Genomic DNA, 15,314 nt, shown 5'->3' with positions numbered 1-15,314 from the left:
TACGTAGGCGCCACGTGACGAATCCATGACACCGGAGACCTGCCTCATGAACGCCCCGCACCGCGATGACGGCTTCTTCACCCAGTCGCTTTCCGACCGCGACCCCGAGCTTTTCGCCTCCATCACCGGCGAACTCGGCCGTCAGCGCGACGAGATCGAACTGATCGCATCCGAGAACATCGTCTCCCGCGCCGTTATGGAAGCGCAGGGCTCGGTGATGACCAACAAATACGCCGAAGGTTACCCCGGACGCCGCTACTACGGTGGCTGTGACTGGGTCGACGTGGCCGAAAACCTCGCCATCCACCGCGCCAAAGAGCTCTTCGGCTGCGAGTTTGCCAACGTGCAGCCGAACTCCGGCAGCCAGGCCAACCAGGGCGTGTTCACCGCGCTGATCCAGCCCGGCGACACCATCCTCGGCATGTCGCTCGACGCCGGTGGCCACCTGACCCACGGCGCAAAGCCGAACCAGTCGGGCAAGTGGTTCAACGCCGTGCAATACGGCGTGCGTCAGCAGGACAACATGCTCGACTATGACCAGGTTCAGGAACTGGCCAACGAGCACAAGCCCAAGCTGATCATCGCCGGCGGCTCGGCCATCCCGCGCCAGATCGACTTCGCCAAGATGCGCGAGATCGCCGACAGCGTGGGCGCCTACCTGCATGTCGACATGGCGCACTTCGCCGGCCTCGTGGCGGCGGGCGAGCATCCCTCGCCGTTCCCGCACGCGCACGTGGTGACCACCACCACCCACAAGACCCTGCGCGGTCCCCGTGGCGGCATGATCCTCACCAATGACGAGGCCATCGCCAAGAAGGTCAACTCGGCGATCTTCCCGGGCATCCAGGGCGGTCCGCTGATGCATGTCATCGCCGGCAAGGCCGTGGCCTTTGGCGAAGCGCTGAAGCCCGAGTTCAAGACCTATGCCAAGCAGGTCATCGCCAACGCGCAGGCGCTGTCGGACCAGCTGATCAAGGGCGGTCTCGACACCGTGACCCACGGCACCGACACCCACGTGGTGCTGGTCGACCTGCGCCCTAAGGGCGTGAAGGGCAACGCCACCGAGAAGGCTCTGGGCCGGGCGCACATCACCTGCAACAAGAACGGCGTGCCGTTCGATCCGGAAAAGCCTACCGTGACCTCGGGCATCCGTCTTGGGTCGCCGGCAGGCACCACCCGCGGCTTCGGCGAGGACGAGTTCCGCCAGATCGCCGACTGGATCATCGAGGTGGTCGACGGTCTCGCCGCCAATGGCGAAGAGGGCAATGCCGAGGTCGAGGCCAAGGTGCGCGGTGAAGTGACCGAGTTCCTCAAGAGCTTCCCGATCTACCCGACGCTCTGAGACTGAATGTCCGGTCGCTCTGTCGGCCGGGATGACATCGAAAGCGCCCTCGCGGATCTCCTCGGGGGCGTTTTCCTTTGATGGTACCGCGGCGGTCAGTCCCGCCGGTCGCGACCCCGCTGGCGGTGATCCAAGGTCGTGGTGTCGCGCCCGCCCGAGCGCGGCAGCTCCGCCCCCAAGCCGACCTGTCGCGCCAGCCGCTCGGCGGGGAGATCGGGTCTCCGCGAGGCAAAGCCCTCGAGCGCATGCCGCGCCAGCGGGACGTGGCCTGCCGCCACCGCGCGGGCCAGCACGCTCCGGACATAGCTCTTGTGGTTCCGACGTACCCGGATCATGCGGAAGAACTCTGCGTCGGTCAGCGTGCCGTCGATCGCCTCTCGCACCACCGTCCCGAGCAACCCCCAGAATGCAAGATAGCGCGGGATCTTGTGGCCGACGAACGGGCAGCGGAGGTGGACGACGCCCCGCGCCGTGAGCCGGTCCGCATGGCGGCGGTCCTCTGGCATGCACGGGTCGTAGAACACCAGCGCCTCGCACAGGTGGTGCGAGGTCACGGCGGCGTCGGCGTAGCGCGGCTCGTCCCAGTCGCCCCGTAGCCTCGCATTTTCGTAGCGGCGCTCCCACGGCACCAGCGCCGGCGACAGCGTGGTCTGCGGCGAAAACGCGATGGCCCGGGCGCGCGGGCAGGCGCTGGCATAGGTGAGCGCGCCGTAGCCGCCCATCGAGCTGCCGTAGAACACCACGTTGTCGAAGCGGTCAAAGAAGCCGCTGTCGCGCAGCTCGTCGAAGAAATCGCAGAGCTGACGGTGGCGGAACCAGTCGTTGCGCCGCTTCATCATGATGCCGAGATGCGAATGGCCCTGTTTCGCGACGAACTGATATGCCCACGGGTAGCGCGGCACCGGCATGTCGCGGCTCTTCATGTTGTCGAAGGTGACGACCAGGGTGCTGCCGCGTTGGAAATGCACCGCGGAATGACGGTCGAAGTCGCGAAAGAAGCCGCCGGATGTCGCCGTGGCCTCGATTGCCGCCCTGCGGAACTTGCGGGGAAGAGGCATCCCGACCGTGCCTTCCTGACCTTGCTGACTGCCTGAACCGCCCGCCTTCTGACGATCGAGGTGGCGCGCCGGGCGGGGTGACGGAAGGCTATCATCGCAGATCGGGAAAAGGCCCGAGGGGGCCGTAACGCAGCGCGCAAGGTGTTGCCGGAATGTCAGATCCCGCGATGCGCGCTGCAGGGTGCTACCGCGACGCATGTGCCGCGGTAGCGTATTCGTGTGGCTCAGGCCGGGTTCTTGGCGTAGCGCAGGTAGGGCAGCTTGATGTCCAGCTCGCCGTATTTGTCGGCCGCCGCCGCGTCATCGAGCGACAGCGCAACGATCACGTCCTGGCCTGTCTCCCAGTTGGCGGGCACGGCGAGCGGCTGCTCGTAGGTGCGCTGCAGGCCGTCGAGGGCGCGCAGCACCTCGGCGAAGTTGCGGCCCACCGACATCGGGTAGGTCATCATCAGCTGCACCTTCTTGTTGGGCGCAATGATGAAGACCGAGCGCACGGTGGCGCTGTCGGCGGGGGTGCGGCCGTCGGGCAGGTAGGCATCGGCGGGCAGCATGTCGAGCGCCTTGGCCAGCTTCAGGTCATCGTCGGCCACGATCGGGAAACCCGCCGAGGCGCCGGAGGTGGACTCGATGTCGCCCTTCCATTTCTTGTGCTCCTCGACGCCGTCGACCGAGATGCCCATCACCTTGGTGCCGCGCTTGGCCCATTCGTCGGCCAGCTGCGCCACGGCACCGAACTCGGTGGTGCAGACCGGCGTGAAGTCCTTCGGGTGCGAGAACAGGATCGCCCAGCTGTCGCCGATCCAGTCGTGCAGGTCGTACTCGCCAAGGTCGGTGACGACGTGGAGGTTGGGAATCTCGTCGTTGATGCGCAGTGCCATGGGACTCTCCTTTCGCATGACGTCCGGTTCGGACGGTCTGTCTCCATTCTACGTACTACCTCGATGCTTGATGTAAAGACCCCCGCTTGCGGCGGGCCGGGCCGCGTGACAGAGTGCCGCTACGGGGAAATTTGATCAAATCTCAACGAAGGAAGACTCCCATGATCGAGAAGCGTCAGTTCTACATCGACGGCGCGTGGACCGAGGCGCTTGACGGGCGCGACCACGAGGTGATCGATCCGGCGACCGAAGAGCCCTGCGCGATCATCGCGCTCGGCGGTCAGGCCGATACCGACGCTGCCGTGGCCGCTGCCAAGCGCGCGCTGCCCGGCTGGATGGCGACACCCGCCGCCGAGCGTATCGCGCTCGTCGAGAAGCTGCTGGCAGTCTACAAGTCCCGCGCCGAGGAGCTGGCGCAGGCCATGAGCCTCGAGATGGGCGCCCCGATCGCGCTGGCGCGCGCCAACCAGGTCGGCGCCGGGCTGTTTCACCTGCAGAACTTCGTCAACGCCGCCAAGGAATTCGACTTCGAGGCGCCGTTCTCGGAGGCGCATGCCGATACCCACATGATCCACGAGGCAATCGGCGTCTGCGCGCTGATCACGCCGTGGAACTGGCCGATGAACCAGATCACGCTGAAGGTCGGCGCGGCGGCGATTGCCGGCTGCACCATGGTGCTGAAACCCTCCGAGGAGAGCCCGCTCTCGGCGCTGCTCTTCGCCGAGTTCATGGACGAGGCCGGTTTCCCGAAGGGCGTGTTCAACCTCGTCAACGGTGACGGCGCGGGCGTCGGCACGCAGCTCTCGGGGCATCCGGATGTCGACATGGTGAGCTTCACCGGTTCGACGCGTGCGGGGCGTGCGATCTCCAGGACCGCCGCCGAGACGCTCAAGCGCGTGCATCTGGAATTGGGGGGCAAGGGCGCCAACCTGATCTTCGCCGATGCCGACGACACCGCGGTGAAGCGCGGCGTGATGCACATGATGCAGAACTCGGGCCAGAGCTGCAACGCGCCTTCGCGGATGATGGTCGAGGCGCCGATCTACGACCGCGTGGTCGAAGAGGCGGCCGCCGTCGCGCAGACCGTCAAGGTTGGCGCGCCCTCCGAGGATGGCAAGCATATCGGTCCGGTGGTGAACGCCACCCAGTACGAGAAGATCCAGGGCCTGATCGAGACCGGGGTCAAGGAAGGCGCGCGGCTCGTCGCCGGCGGCCCGGGCCGTCCCGAGGGCTTCAACAAGGGCTTCTATGTGCGCCCCACGGTGTTCGCCGACGTGACACCGGACATGACCATCGCCAACGAAGAGATCTTCGGCCCGGTGCTCTCGATCATGAAGTTCGAGACCGAGGCCGAGGCGGTCGAGGTCGCCAATGACACGCCCTATGGCCTGACGAACTATGTTCAGAGCCAGGATGTCGACCGCCGCCACCGTCTGGCGCGGCAGCTCCGGTCGGGCATGGTCGAGATGAACGGCAAGAGCCGTGCCCCCGGCGCGCCCTTCGGCGGCATGAAGCAGTCGGGCAATGGTCGCGAGGGTGGCCTCCTCGGCATCCACGACTTCCTCGAGATCAAGGCGGTCAGCGGCTGGGCCGCGGAATAAGCCTCGCTCGGGGCGGCAGCACACCGCCGCCGCCCCGCACCGCGCCCTGATCTTCTCTACGTTCCAAAATACTCACGGCCCGGCTTCACCGCCGGGCCTCGCCTCCCAGAAAAAGGCACCCCCTCCGGGCCTGCCCTGATCATCTCTTCGGACCAAGCCACTCACGCCGCCACGCAGTCCGCCCCTCCGGACTCCCCGCGCAGCCCCTATCTTCTCTACGTTGACAAATACTCACGGCCCGACCTCCCCGTCGGGTCGCACCTCTCAGACGAGGGCACCCCTCCGGGACTGCCCTGATCTTCTCTACGTCAATAAATACTCACAGCCCGAACCGCACCGCCGGGCGCGCCGTCTCAGAACGGGGCCTTGGCGCGGAACTTCACCCCGATGCCGCTTTCGGGGTGGTGCAGCCGCAGTTCCTCGGCGTGCAGCATCATGCGCGGATACTCCGCTGCGGTCTCGGGGGCGTAGAGCGGGTCGCCAATGATCGGATGTCCGAGCGCCAGCATGTGCACCCGCAGCTGGTGGCTGCGCCCGGTGAGCGGGTGCAGCCGGACGCGGCTTTCGGCGTCGCTGGCCTTGGTCACCTTGTACTCGGTCAGCGCGGGCTTGCCGGTCTCGTGGCAGACTTTCTGCAGCGGCCGGTTCGGCCAGTCGACGATCAGCGGCAGATCCACACTGCCGGTCTTCGGTTCGAGCCTGCCGGCGACGCGGGCGATATATGTCTTGCGGGTCTTGCGGGTCTCGAACTGCTGGCCGAGGTGGCGCTGCGCGTGGGCGGTGAGCGCGAAAACCATGACACCCGAGGTGTCGCGGTCGAGCCGGTGCACCAGCCGTACCGTCGGGAAGGCGCGCTCGAGCCGCGCGATCAGGCAATCGGCCAGCTCCGGCCCCTTGCCGGGCACCGAGAGCAGGCCCGCGGGCTTGTCGACGACCAGAAGGTCGCTGTCCTCATGCAGGATTGGGATCTCGCCCTCGGGCGGGGAATAGACATCGCTCATGCCGCCCCATGTGGCGCAGCCGCGCCGTCATCGCAAGGCTCGAGGCGCCATCCGTTGCCGTGAAGACCCGACACTGACCCGAGCGGTGCGCCGCCGGCCCTGTTAGCGCCTGCGGGCTTGCCACTCGTCTCGCCTGCGCGCTACACCCCTTGCGACAGTCATTTCAAAGGACCTCTCCATGTCGATCCCCACGGATTTCAATGACCGCATGTTGTCTCTGGGCCTGGCCCGCGTGGCCGAACAGGCCGCGATCGCGTCAGCCAAGCTGATCGGCCATGGCGACGAGAAGGCCGCCGACCAGGCGGCCGTGAACGCGATGCGCGACCAGCTCAACAAGCTCGACATCAAGGGCGTCGTGGTGATCGGCGAGGGCGAGCGCGACGAGGCGCCGATGCTCTACATCGGCGAAGAGGTCGGCACCGGCGAGGGCCCGGGCGTGGACATCGCGCTCGACCCGCTCGAAGGCACCACCCTGACCGCCAAGGATATGCCGAACGCGCTCACCGTGATCGCCATGGGGCCGCGCGGCTCGATGCTGCACGCCCCCGACGTCTACATGGACAAGCTGGCCATCGGCCCGGGCTTTGACGAGGATGTCGTCACCCTCGACATGACCCCGACCCAGCGCGTCGAGGCGCTGGCCGCGGCCAAGGGCTGCAAGACCACCGACATCACCTGCTGCGTGCTCGAGCGCCCGCGCCACGAGGAGATGATCGCCGAGATCCGCGCCACCGGTGCGGCGATCCGCCTGATCACCGACGGCGACGTGGCCGGGGTCATGCACTGCGCCGAGGCGCACCTGACCGGCATCGACATGTACATGGGCTCGGGTGGCGCGCCGGAAGGCGTTCTGGCGGCGGCGGCGCTCAAGTGCATGGGCGGCCAGATGTACGGCAAGCTGATGTTCCGCAACGACGACGAGCGCGGTCGCGCCGCCAAGGCCGGGATCACCGATCTCGACAAGATCTACAAGCGCGACGAGATGGTCACCGCCGACGTGATCTTCGCCGCCACCGGCGTCACCAACGGCTCGATCCTGTCGGGCATCAAGCGCGAGCCGGGCTGGATCACCACCGAGACCATCCTGATGCGCTCGAAGACCGGCTCGGTCCGCCGGGTGATCTATCGCAACCCGTTCGAATGACGCCACGCCCGGCTTTGATGCCGTGACGTGAGTATTTGCCAACGTGAAGAAGCAGGGGGCGGCGTTCCGTTCCCTGCTTTTTCGCTTTATGGCAGGCGTGAGACAGGCAGAGGGGAACGATTGGGCATGAGCTATCTCGGGGTCGAGGCATCGCTGACCGGGCGCCGCTGGGTCGGGCCGGGGGTCGAGCAGGAACGGCAGGCAGAGGCGCTGGCGCAGCAGAGCAACCTGCCGCGCGGGCTGTGCCAGGTGCTGGCGCGCCTCGGGGTCGAGGCGCCGGAGGTGGCCGGCTATCTCGCGCCGACGCTGCGTGACCTGCTGCCGGATCCGCGCTCGCTTCGTGACATGGAGACCGCTGCCACGCGGGTTCTGGCGGCTGTGAAGCGGCGCGAGCGCATCGCGGTGTTCGCCGATTACGACGTAGATGGCGGGACCTCGGCGGCGCTGCTGCTCGACTGGCTGCATCAGCTTGGGCTCGGCGCGACGCTTTATATTCCCGACCGCATCGACGAGGGCTACGGCCCGAACGAGCCGGCGATGGAAAAGCTGGCCTCGGGGCATGACCTGATCATCTGCGTCGATTGCGGCACGCTCTCGCACGGGCCGATCGCCGCGGCGAAGGGGGCGGACGTGGTGGTGCTCGACCACCACCTCGGCGGCGAGACGCTGCCCGATTGCGTGGCGGTGGTGAACCCCAACCGGCAGGACGAGGACGGCGCGCTGGCGCATCTTTGCGCGGCCGCCGTGGTCTTCCTGATGCTGGTGGAGTGCGGCCGGCAGATGCGCGAGGCAGGCCAGCGCGGGCCCGACCTGATGGCGATGCTGGATCTCGTGGCGCTGGCCACGGTGGCGGATGTCGCGCCGCTCAAGGGCGTCAACCGGGCGCTGGTGCGGCAGGGCCTTGCGGTGATGGCGCGGCGCGCGCGGCCGGGGCTTGTCGCGCTGTCGGACGTGGCGCGGCTCGACACGGCGCCGTCTTCGTATCATCTGGGCTACGTGCTGGGGCCGCGGGTCAATGCCGGCGGTCGCATCGGGCAGGCCGACATTGGCGCCCGGCTGCTGGCCAGCCGCGACCGGCACGAGAGCGAGGCGCTGGCGGCGCGGCTCGACCAGCTCAACACCGAGCGCCGCGAGGTCGAGGAGGCAGTGCGCGCCGCGGCGCTGGCGCAGGCCGAGGCGCGCGGGCTCGACGCGCCGCTGGTCTGGGCGGCGGGCGAGGGCTGGCACCCGGGCGTCGTCGGCATCGTCGCCTCGCGCTTGAAGGAGCTAACCAACCGTCCGGCGGTGGTGATCGGCCTCGACGGCGACGAGGGCAAGGGCTCGGGCCGCTCGGTCTCGGGCGTCGATCTGGGCGCCAGCATTCAGCGTCTGGCGGCGGACGGTCTGCTGCTGAAGGGCGGAGGGCACAAGATGGCCGCGGGCCTGACGGTGGCGCGGGACGGGCTCGAGGCCGCGATGGAGCGGCTCTCCGAGCTTCTGGCGAAGCAGGGCGCGGGGCAGGGCGGGGCAGCCGACCTGAAGCTCGACGGACTGCTGATGCCGGGCGCGGCCAATATCGAGCTCTGCGAGCAGATGGAGCAGGCCGGCCCGTTCGGAGCCGGCGCGCCGGCGCCGCGCTTTGCCATGCCCGACGTGCAGGTGGGCTTTGCCAAGCAGGTGGGCTCGGGGCATCTCAAGGTTTCGTTCGGTGATGGGCTCGGGGCAAAGATCGACGCGATCTGCTTCGGCGCCTTCGACGGCCCGCTGGGGCAGGCGCTCTGCGACCACCGGGGGCGGCGATTCCACGTCGCCGGTCGGCTCGAGATCAACGAGTGGAACGGGCGGCGCTCGGTGCAGATGCGACTGGAGGATGCGGCGCCGGCGGAGGGTTGAGGAAATTCGGCCTAAGAGCTTGAAAAATAGTCATATATTCCGCTCGTGGTGGGGCGGAAGGCATGAGAGAAAAATATGAAAATTGGGCTTGCGGCTGCGCACGCAATTCCCTAAAACCCGCGTCACGCTTCGGCTCTGGCCCGTTCGTCTATCGGTTAGGACGCCAGGTTTTCAACCTGGAAAGAGGGGTTCGATTCCCCTACGGGCTGCCACCGAAGCGCAAGTCGACGACCTGATCGTCGCAGAGTGGCCCGTTCGTCTATCGGTTAGGACGCCAGGTTTTCAACCTGGAAAGAGGGGTTCGATTCCCCTACGGGCTGCCACTTGTTCCCAGAAAATCAGAACTTCCGCCGAGCGGGTCTCTCGTGCCTGTCCTGCTGCCGTCCCCGTATGGAGGCAGCCCGCGCAGGCCCTTGACGGGGCGGGCCGGGCCGGAAACAACGTTGGCAAGTGTCATGCCGGCCGAGAGGAGAGGCAGATGAAATTCCGTTTTCCCATCGTCATCATCGATGAGGATTTCCGCTCCGAGAACACCTCGGGCCTGGGCATCCGGGCCCTGGCCGACGCCATCGAAAGCGAGGGCTTCGAGGTGCTGGGCGTCACCGGCTACAGCGACCTGAGCCAGTTCGCCCAGCAGCAGAGCCGGGCCAGCGCCTTCGTGCTGTCGATCGACGACGAGGAATTCACCCCGGGCCCGGATCTCGACCCGGCGGTGCTCAACTTGCGGACCTTCATCGAGGAAGTGCGCTGGAAGAACGCCGACGTGCCGATCTATGTCTATGGCGAGACCAAGACCTCGCGCCACCTGCCCAACGACATCCTACGCGAGCTGCACGGCTTCATCCACATGTTCGAGGATACGCCGGAATTCGTCGCCCGCCACATCATCCGCGAGGCGAAGAGCTATCTCGAAGGCATCCAGCCGCCCTTCTTCAAGGAGCTGCTCGATTATGCCGAGGATGGCTCCTACTCGTGGCACTGCCCCGGCCACTCGGGGGGCGTGGCCTTCCTGAAATCGCCGATCGGGCAAATGTACCACCAGTTCTACGGTGAGAACATGCTGCGCGCCGACGTGTGCAACGCCGTCGAGGAACTGGGCCAGCTGCTCGATCACAACGGCGCCATCGGCGCTTCCGAGCGCAACGCGGCGCGGATCTTCAACGCCGATCACTGCTTCTTCGTGACCAACGGTACCTCGACCAGCAACAAGATGGTCTGGCATCACAGTGTTGCGCCGGGCGACGTGGTGGTGGTCGACCGCAACTGCCACAAGTCGATCCTGCACTCGATCATCATGACCGGCGCGATCCCGGTCTTCCTGCGCCCGACCCGCAACCATTGGGGCATCATCGGGCCGATCCCGCGCGCCGAGTTCGAGCCCGAGTCGATCAAGGCCAAGATCCGCGACAACCCGCTGCTCGAGGGCTACGACGCCGAGGCGGTGCAGCCGCGCATCATGACGCTGACCCAGTCGACCTATGACGGCGTGCTCTACAACACCGAAGAGATCAAGCGCCTGCTCGACGGCTGGGTCGAGAACCTGCATTTCGACGAGGCCTGGCTGCCGCATGCCGCCTTCCATCCGTTCTACGGCACCTATCACGCCATGGGCCGCAAGCGCGGGCGGACCGAGAAATCGGTGACCTATGCCACCCAGTCGGTGCACAAGCTGCTTGCCGGCATCAGTCAGGCCAGCCACGTGCTGGTGCAGGATTCCCAGACCACGAAGCTCGACCGGCATCTCTTCAACGAGAGCTACCTGATGCACACCTCCACCAGCCCGCAATACTCGATCATCGCGAGCTGCGACGTGGCGGCGGCGATGATGGAGCCGCCGGGCGGCACTGCGTTGGTCGAGGAGAGCCTCGACGAGGCGCTCGATTTCCGCCGTGCCATGCGCAAGGTCGACGAGGAGTACGGCGACGACGAATGGTGGTTCAAGGTCTGGGGGCCGGACGATCTTGCCGAGGAGGGCATCGGCCGCACCCGCGACTGGGAACTCAAGAAGACCGATGCCGAGGGGCTCGAGACCGGTGGCGGCGACAGCTGGCACGGCTTCGGCGACATGGCGCCGGGCTTCAACATGCTTGACCCGATCAAGGCGACGATCATCACCCCCGGCCTCGATATCGACGGCAATTTCGGCGACAGCGGCATCCCGGCGTCGATCGTGTCGAAATACCTCACGGAGCATGGCGTGGTGGTCGAGAAGACCGGCCTCTACAGCTTCTTCATCATGTTCACCATCGGCATCACCAAGGGTCGCTGGAACACGCTTCTCGCGGCGCTGCAGCAGTTCAAGGATGATTTCGACAAGAACCAGCCGCTGTGGCGGGTGATGCCGGAGTTTTGCGCCAAGCAGCCCCGCTACGAGAAAATGGGGCTGCGCGATCTCTGCCAGCATGTGCACCAGATGTATGCCAAGTACGACGTGGCGCGGCTCTCGACCGAGATCTATCTCAGCGATCACCGCCCGGCGATGACGCCCTCGGAGGCGTTCTCGCATATCGCGCGTCGCAAGACCGACCGGGTGGGCATCGACGAGCTCGAGGGGCGCATCACCACCAGCCTCGTGACGCCCTACCCGCCGGGCATCCCGCTGCTGATCCCGGGCGAGGTGTTCAACGCCAAGATCGTCGACTACCTGCGCTTCAACCGCGAGTTTGCACGTGAGTGCCCGGGCTTCGAGACCGATATCCACGGCCTTGTTGCGGAAGCGGGCGAGGACGGTCAGACCCGGTACTTCGCCGATTGCGTCGCCGAGTGAGCGGGCCAGCCCAAGATTTTTCGTACGAAAAATCTTGGGCGCGCGATGATCGGGGCCATGTCCCCGCCGCCAGTGCACGCGTCTCGGTCCTGCCGGGGCGCGTTTTTCGTGCCAGTGTCGGGATCGGGAACATGACGCGTGACCCGGAGCGATGTCCCATGCCATCCTGATACGGACGGAGCGGCCGTAGGAGGGGCGCTCGGGGTGCAGGGGAGCATGACATGGGACAACCGCTGAGTTCGATCACCATCGTGGGAGGAGGCACCGCCGGCTGGCTGGCCGCGGTCTATCTCAGGCGCGCCTGCGCCGAGCGGATCCGCATCACGCTGATCGAGTCTCCGAATATTCCGACCGTCGGCGTGGGAGAGGCGACGGTGCCGCAGATGCCATTTACGCTGCGCCAGATCGGGCTCGACGAGCGCACCTTCTTTCGCCGCTGCGACGCGACCTTCAAGACCGGGGTGATGTTCCGGAACTGGAACACCGACCGCAAAGGAAAGCTCGTCTCTTACCTTAACCCGTTCTCCAACGCGCCGTCGCTCGACGGGGTGAGCATCGGCAACCATTTCCATGCCTTCGGCGCGGGCAAACGCGACTATGTCAGTTGCTACTCGCCCTATGCTCACATGGCGAAGGCCTTCAAGGGGCCATTTTCGTTCAAGGACCCCAAGGCCGACCCGATGCCCAAGCCGGCTTACGCGTATCACCTCAACGCCGTGGCCTTCGCAAAGCTGCTGGCAGAGGTCGGCACCGAGCGTGGCATCGAGCACGTCCTCGACGATGTCGATGATGTCGAGCTTGACGAGCGCGGCTACGTCGCGGCTTTGCAGCTGCGCGAGCGCGGGCGGCATCCGGTCGAACTGGTGATCGACTGCACCGGCTTTCGCGGTCGGATCATCCGCGAGGCGCTGGACGAGCCGTTCGAGGATTACAGCGACTATCTTGGCAACGACCGCGCCATGGCGCTGCAGATTCCGCACACGAACCCTGAGAAGCTTCCCCCCTTCACCAGCTCCACCGCGCTTGGCGCCGGCTGGTCATGGAGCGTGCCGCTCTTCAACCGGGTGGGCACGGGCTACGTGTTCTCGTCGGCGCACCGCACCGACGACGAGGCCCGGGACGAGTTCCTCGCCCATCTCGGCGCTGCCGCCCCGCCCGGCTCGGAGCCGCGGGTGATCCCGATGCGCATCGGGCGCTCGCGCCGGGCCTGGGTAAAGAACTGCATCGCGATGGGCCTGTCGGGAGGTTTCATCGAGCCGCTGGAATCGACGGCGATCCACATGATCGACCAGAGCATCCGGATGCTGCTCTTCAACATGCCGAGCACGGATTACGAGGCGCCCGTCCGGCGTCGCTTCAACCGCCTCGTCGATGACCTTTACGGAGAGGTGCGGGATTTCATTTGCCTGCACTACCGGATGGGCAACCGCGAGGACAGCGCCTACTGGATCGACGCCCGGACAGAACTGAAGATCACCGACCGGCTGGCGGAGAATCTCGAGCTCTGGCAATATCAGCTGCCGACGCAGCACGACCTCGAAAGCGCGCAGCTCTTCACGCATGACACTTACCAGACCGTGCTTTTCGGGAAGCGATGCTATGAAAATGGCTACGGGGCCGAGCGGCTGAACACGCCGCGCGAGGTCCGGGCGGGCTCGTGGAAGGCCTATCTGCGCGATGCTGATATCCGTTTTGCAAAGATCGTGGACTACAAGGGCGATCATCACCGGCTCCTGATGGCGCTCCGGGGAGAGCTGGAGCCCGGCGCTGCCCGCAAGACACCGGCCGTGGTGGCGGCCAGGACAGGCTCCTGTCTCAAGGAAACGCCGGTGCTGTTCTGAGCGCGGGGCGCGCAAGATTTTTCGTACGAAAAATCTTGGCCCTTGGTCGCGGATCAGCCGGGCCGGCGCCGGGCCGCGACGTGGTGGCGGTCGTCCAGTGTCGAGAGCAGGATCGCGAGGACGATGCCGACGCTGGCGCCGAGCAGCGTATCGAGCACCCGCTCGGGGGCCATGGCGGCTCCGGCCGCTGCCGGTGCGGCGAGATGGCTCATCAGCAGCGCCATCGGTGTGACGAAGATTTGCCCTAACCCGTAGTTCGAGCCGATCACCAGCTCGGTTGCGAATTGCAGGGTGAATAGCAGGGCGATGATGGTCCAGACGGAAGGCTCCTGCACCAGGATCAGCCAGGCGAAGGTCGCGCCGACCACGGCGCCGGCCATGCGTTGCAGCGCCCGGTGGAAATTGATGTGCAGCTGCGGTCCCTGAAGCACCGCCAACGCGCCCATGGCGGCCCAGACCGGGTGATCGGCCCCGAGCGCATGGCTGACCAGAAGCGCGATAAGGGCGCCCAGAACGATGCGCAGCGATGCGGTCAGGCGATGGCCCATCGGGCGCGCGGCCTCGCTGGGGAAGCGGCGGGTCTCGTCGGGCAGGTGGCGCAACCACTCGGTCAGCCCGCAGATCGCCCAGGCGAGAAGCGCCACGGCGCCGGTGGCCGCGCCGCGCGCCAGCACCTCGGCGCCCGATCCGACAGGGGCCAGAGCGGCGCCCGCAGCGAAGACGAAGATCAGTGCGCCCGGCGGGCCGAAGCGCCCGGTCACGGCGATGAAGAAATAGAGCCCGCAGGCCAGTGCCAGCAGCAAGAGTTCAAGCAGCGGCGGCACGCCGAGCCAGCTCGCGGTCGACATCGCCAGCACTGCCGAGACCTGGCAGAGCGCCGCCAGCAGCACGACGCGGTTGCGCCCCTTGGTGGCCTCGAACCGGCCGAACAGTGCCACCAGCGCCCCGAGCGCGGCAAAGCCGATCAGGTGCGCGAAGGCCGAGAGGTGAAACAGCGGCAGGGCGATGGCCACGGTGAGCGCGGCCTGGAACCCGGCGAGGCAGGAGTTGCGTAGGGACGGCTGTGCCTGAAAGGCCAGGCTGCCGCGCAGCGCGTCCGCGCACAGCAGGTGGCGGGCGACGTCGATGCGGCGGGGGCGGTCAAGCGCGGGATCGGTGGTGCTCATCTGTCGGTCTCCTGTCTGTCGGTCCCCTGCCGGGCCGCGAGCCTTGCCTCGATGCGGGCGAACTGCGCCAGCATGGTCTCGATCTCGGCATCGCTGAGATCGGCGAGCAGCTCTTCCTCGGCGCGGGCAAGCTCGGCGCGGATCTCGGCGACCCGCTGCGTTCCGGCGGCGGTAAGGTGGATCAGGCGTGCGCGGCCGTCATCGGGGTCTGGGCGGCGCTCGATCAGGCCGTCGCGCACATGGATGTCGAGCACCCGCACGAGGCTGGAGCCGTCGACGCCGACCAGCGCGGCGAGCGCCTTTTGCGGAATGCCGCCGCCGGTCTCGGCCAGATGCACGAGCGGCACCCAAGTGGCATCGGTCAGGCCGTTGCCGGCAAGATGGGCGTCGAGCGCTCGGCGCCAGCGTCGGGCGAGCAGCGAGAACCGGATTCCGAGCCGGTAGCGAGGGGAGGAGGGGGGCGTGGTCATGCACGCGATCTAGCATATTTAAATTGATTTGCAATTCAATCTATATGGAGGCCGTCCAAGTTTCGGGCGTCGCAGGTAATCTCGTTGTACTCGGAGCATCAGACCCGGCTGTGCGTCACGTCAGGGCAGGTGGCTCACTTCTTGGATCTGAACAGTGATACCGTTTGCAAGCAC

The 15,314-nt window shown here is 66.7% G+C and carries 11 protein-coding genes and 2 tRNA genes; 8 read left to right on the top strand and 5 right to left on the bottom strand.

What is annotated here, in order from left to right; all coding sequences use genetic code 11:
- Positions 1 to 46: 46 nt before the first annotated feature.
- Positions 47 to 1,342 (top strand): serine hydroxymethyltransferase, encoded by a 1,296-nt coding sequence (gene glyA, locus R2601_RS02450; protein WP_007793010.1) that lies wholly within the window; start codon positions 47 to 49, stop codon positions 1,340 to 1,342.
- Positions 1,343 to 1,437: 95 nt separating this feature from the next.
- On the opposite strand, the gene R2601_RS02445 is transcribed toward glyA, so the two are convergent.
- Entirely contained in the window at positions 1,438 to 2,400 is a 963-nt protein-coding gene (locus R2601_RS02445) for an alpha/beta hydrolase-fold protein (RefSeq protein ID WP_007793008.1), read from the bottom strand.
- A 224-nt stretch (positions 2,401 to 2,624) separates the two neighbouring features.
- Positions 2,625 to 3,278: a peroxiredoxin gene (locus R2601_RS02440; protein WP_007793003.1), complete on the bottom strand. Its 654-nt coding sequence runs from the start codon at positions 3,276 to 3,278 to the stop codon at positions 2,625 to 2,627.
- A gap of 161 nt (positions 3,279 to 3,439) precedes the next feature.
- Here R2601_RS02440 and R2601_RS02435 point away from each other — a divergent pair, with 161 nt between their 5' ends.
- Positions 3,440 to 4,879, top strand: a complete 1,440-nt coding sequence (locus R2601_RS02435; RefSeq protein WP_007793000.1) for an aldehyde dehydrogenase family protein — start codon at positions 3,440 to 3,442, stop codon at positions 4,877 to 4,879.
- A 353-nt stretch (positions 4,880 to 5,232) separates the two neighbouring features.
- Here the strand turns inward: R2601_RS02435 and R2601_RS02430 are convergent, their stop codons facing one another.
- Entirely contained in the window at positions 5,233 to 5,880 is a 648-nt protein-coding gene (locus R2601_RS02430; RefSeq protein ID WP_007792997.1) for an RluA family pseudouridine synthase, read from the bottom strand.
- Between the two features lie 178 nt (positions 5,881 to 6,058).
- Here R2601_RS02430 and glpX point away from each other — a divergent pair, with 178 nt between their 5' ends.
- The 6 genes from glpX to R2601_RS02400 all read left to right on the top strand — a co-directional run bounded on the left by glpX (position 6,059) and on the right by R2601_RS02400 (position 13,504).
- Positions 6,059 to 7,024, top strand: a complete 966-nt coding sequence (gene glpX / locus R2601_RS02425; protein ID WP_007792994.1) for a class II fructose-bisphosphatase — start codon at positions 6,059 to 6,061, stop codon at positions 7,022 to 7,024.
- A gap of 126 nt (positions 7,025 to 7,150) precedes the next feature.
- Positions 7,151 to 8,896, top strand: coding sequence for a single-stranded-DNA-specific exonuclease RecJ (gene recJ, locus R2601_RS02420; protein ID WP_007792993.1), 1,746 nt, complete (start codon positions 7,151 to 7,153; stop codon positions 8,894 to 8,896).
- Positions 8,897 to 9,033: 137 nt separating this feature from the next.
- Positions 9,034 to 9,108 (top strand) — tRNA-Glu (locus R2601_RS02415).
- A 36-nt stretch (positions 9,109 to 9,144) separates the two neighbouring features.
- Positions 9,145 to 9,219, top strand: a tRNA-Glu gene (locus R2601_RS02410).
- Between the two features lie 155 nt (positions 9,220 to 9,374).
- Complete coding sequence (locus tag R2601_RS02405; RefSeq protein ID WP_007792990.1) at positions 9,375 to 11,663, top strand: arginine/lysine/ornithine decarboxylase; 2,289 nt, start codon at positions 9,375 to 9,377, stop codon at positions 11,661 to 11,663.
- 221 nt (positions 11,664 to 11,884) lie between these two features.
- Positions 11,885 to 13,504, top strand: a complete 1,620-nt coding sequence (locus R2601_RS02400) for a tryptophan halogenase family protein (protein WP_007792987.1) — start codon at positions 11,885 to 11,887, stop codon at positions 13,502 to 13,504.
- A gap of 53 nt (positions 13,505 to 13,557) precedes the next feature.
- Here R2601_RS02400 and R2601_RS02395 read toward each other — a convergent pair whose 3' ends face one another.
- Positions 13,558 to 14,670 carry an FUSC family protein gene (locus R2601_RS02395; protein WP_007792985.1) on the bottom strand — a complete coding sequence of 371 codons (1,113 nt, stop codon included), beginning with the start codon at positions 14,668 to 14,670 and terminating at the stop codon, positions 13,558 to 13,560.
- Positions 14,667 to 15,140, bottom strand: a complete 474-nt coding sequence (locus tag R2601_RS02390; RefSeq protein WP_007792983.1) for a MarR family winged helix-turn-helix transcriptional regulator — start codon at positions 15,138 to 15,140, stop codon at positions 14,667 to 14,669. Before R2601_RS02390 ends, R2601_RS02395 begins: the two co-directional genes overlap by 4 nt.
- Positions 15,141 to 15,314 lie beyond the last annotated feature (174 nt).

This window comes from Salipiger bermudensis HTCC2601 (assembly GCF_000153725.1).
GTDB classification, from domain to species: domain Bacteria; phylum Pseudomonadota; class Alphaproteobacteria; order Rhodobacterales; family Rhodobacteraceae; genus Salipiger; species Salipiger bermudensis.
The sequence above is the reverse complement of the archived record's forward strand: the minus strand, read 5'-3'. Positions and strand labels throughout refer to the sequence as shown.

Bases quoted from the DNA above. Each gene is read 5' to 3' on its own strand.
- glyA (WP_007793010.1), top strand. From the start codon at position 47: ATGAACGCCCCGCACCGCGATGACGGCTTCTTCACCCAGTCGCTTTCC.
- R2601_RS02445 (WP_007793008.1), bottom strand. From the start codon at position 2,400: ATGCCTCTTCCCCGCAAGTTCCGCAGGGCGGCAATCGAGGCCACGGCG.
- R2601_RS02440 (WP_007793003.1), bottom strand. From the start codon at position 3,278: ATGGCACTGCGCATCAACGACGAGATTCCCAACCTCCACGTCGTCACC.
- R2601_RS02435 (WP_007793000.1), top strand. From the start codon at position 3,440: ATGATCGAGAAGCGTCAGTTCTACATCGACGGCGCGTGGACCGAGGCG.
- R2601_RS02430 (WP_007792997.1), bottom strand. From the start codon at position 5,880: ATGAGCGATGTCTATTCCCCGCCCGAGGGCGAGATCCCAATCCTGCAT.
- glpX (WP_007792994.1), top strand. From the start codon at position 6,059: ATGTCGATCCCCACGGATTTCAATGACCGCATGTTGTCTCTGGGCCTG.
- recJ (WP_007792993.1), top strand. From the start codon at position 7,151: ATGAGCTATCTCGGGGTCGAGGCATCGCTGACCGGGCGCCGCTGGGTC.
- R2601_RS02405 (WP_007792990.1), top strand. From the start codon at position 9,375: ATGAAATTCCGTTTTCCCATCGTCATCATCGATGAGGATTTCCGCTCC.
- R2601_RS02400 (WP_007792987.1), top strand. From the start codon at position 11,885: ATGGGACAACCGCTGAGTTCGATCACCATCGTGGGAGGAGGCACCGCC.
- R2601_RS02395 (WP_007792985.1), bottom strand. From the start codon at position 14,670: ATGAGCACCACCGATCCCGCGCTTGACCGCCCCCGCCGCATCGACGTC.
- R2601_RS02390 (WP_007792983.1), bottom strand. From the start codon at position 15,140: ATGACCACGCCCCCCTCCTCCCCTCGCTACCGGCTCGGAATCCGGTTC.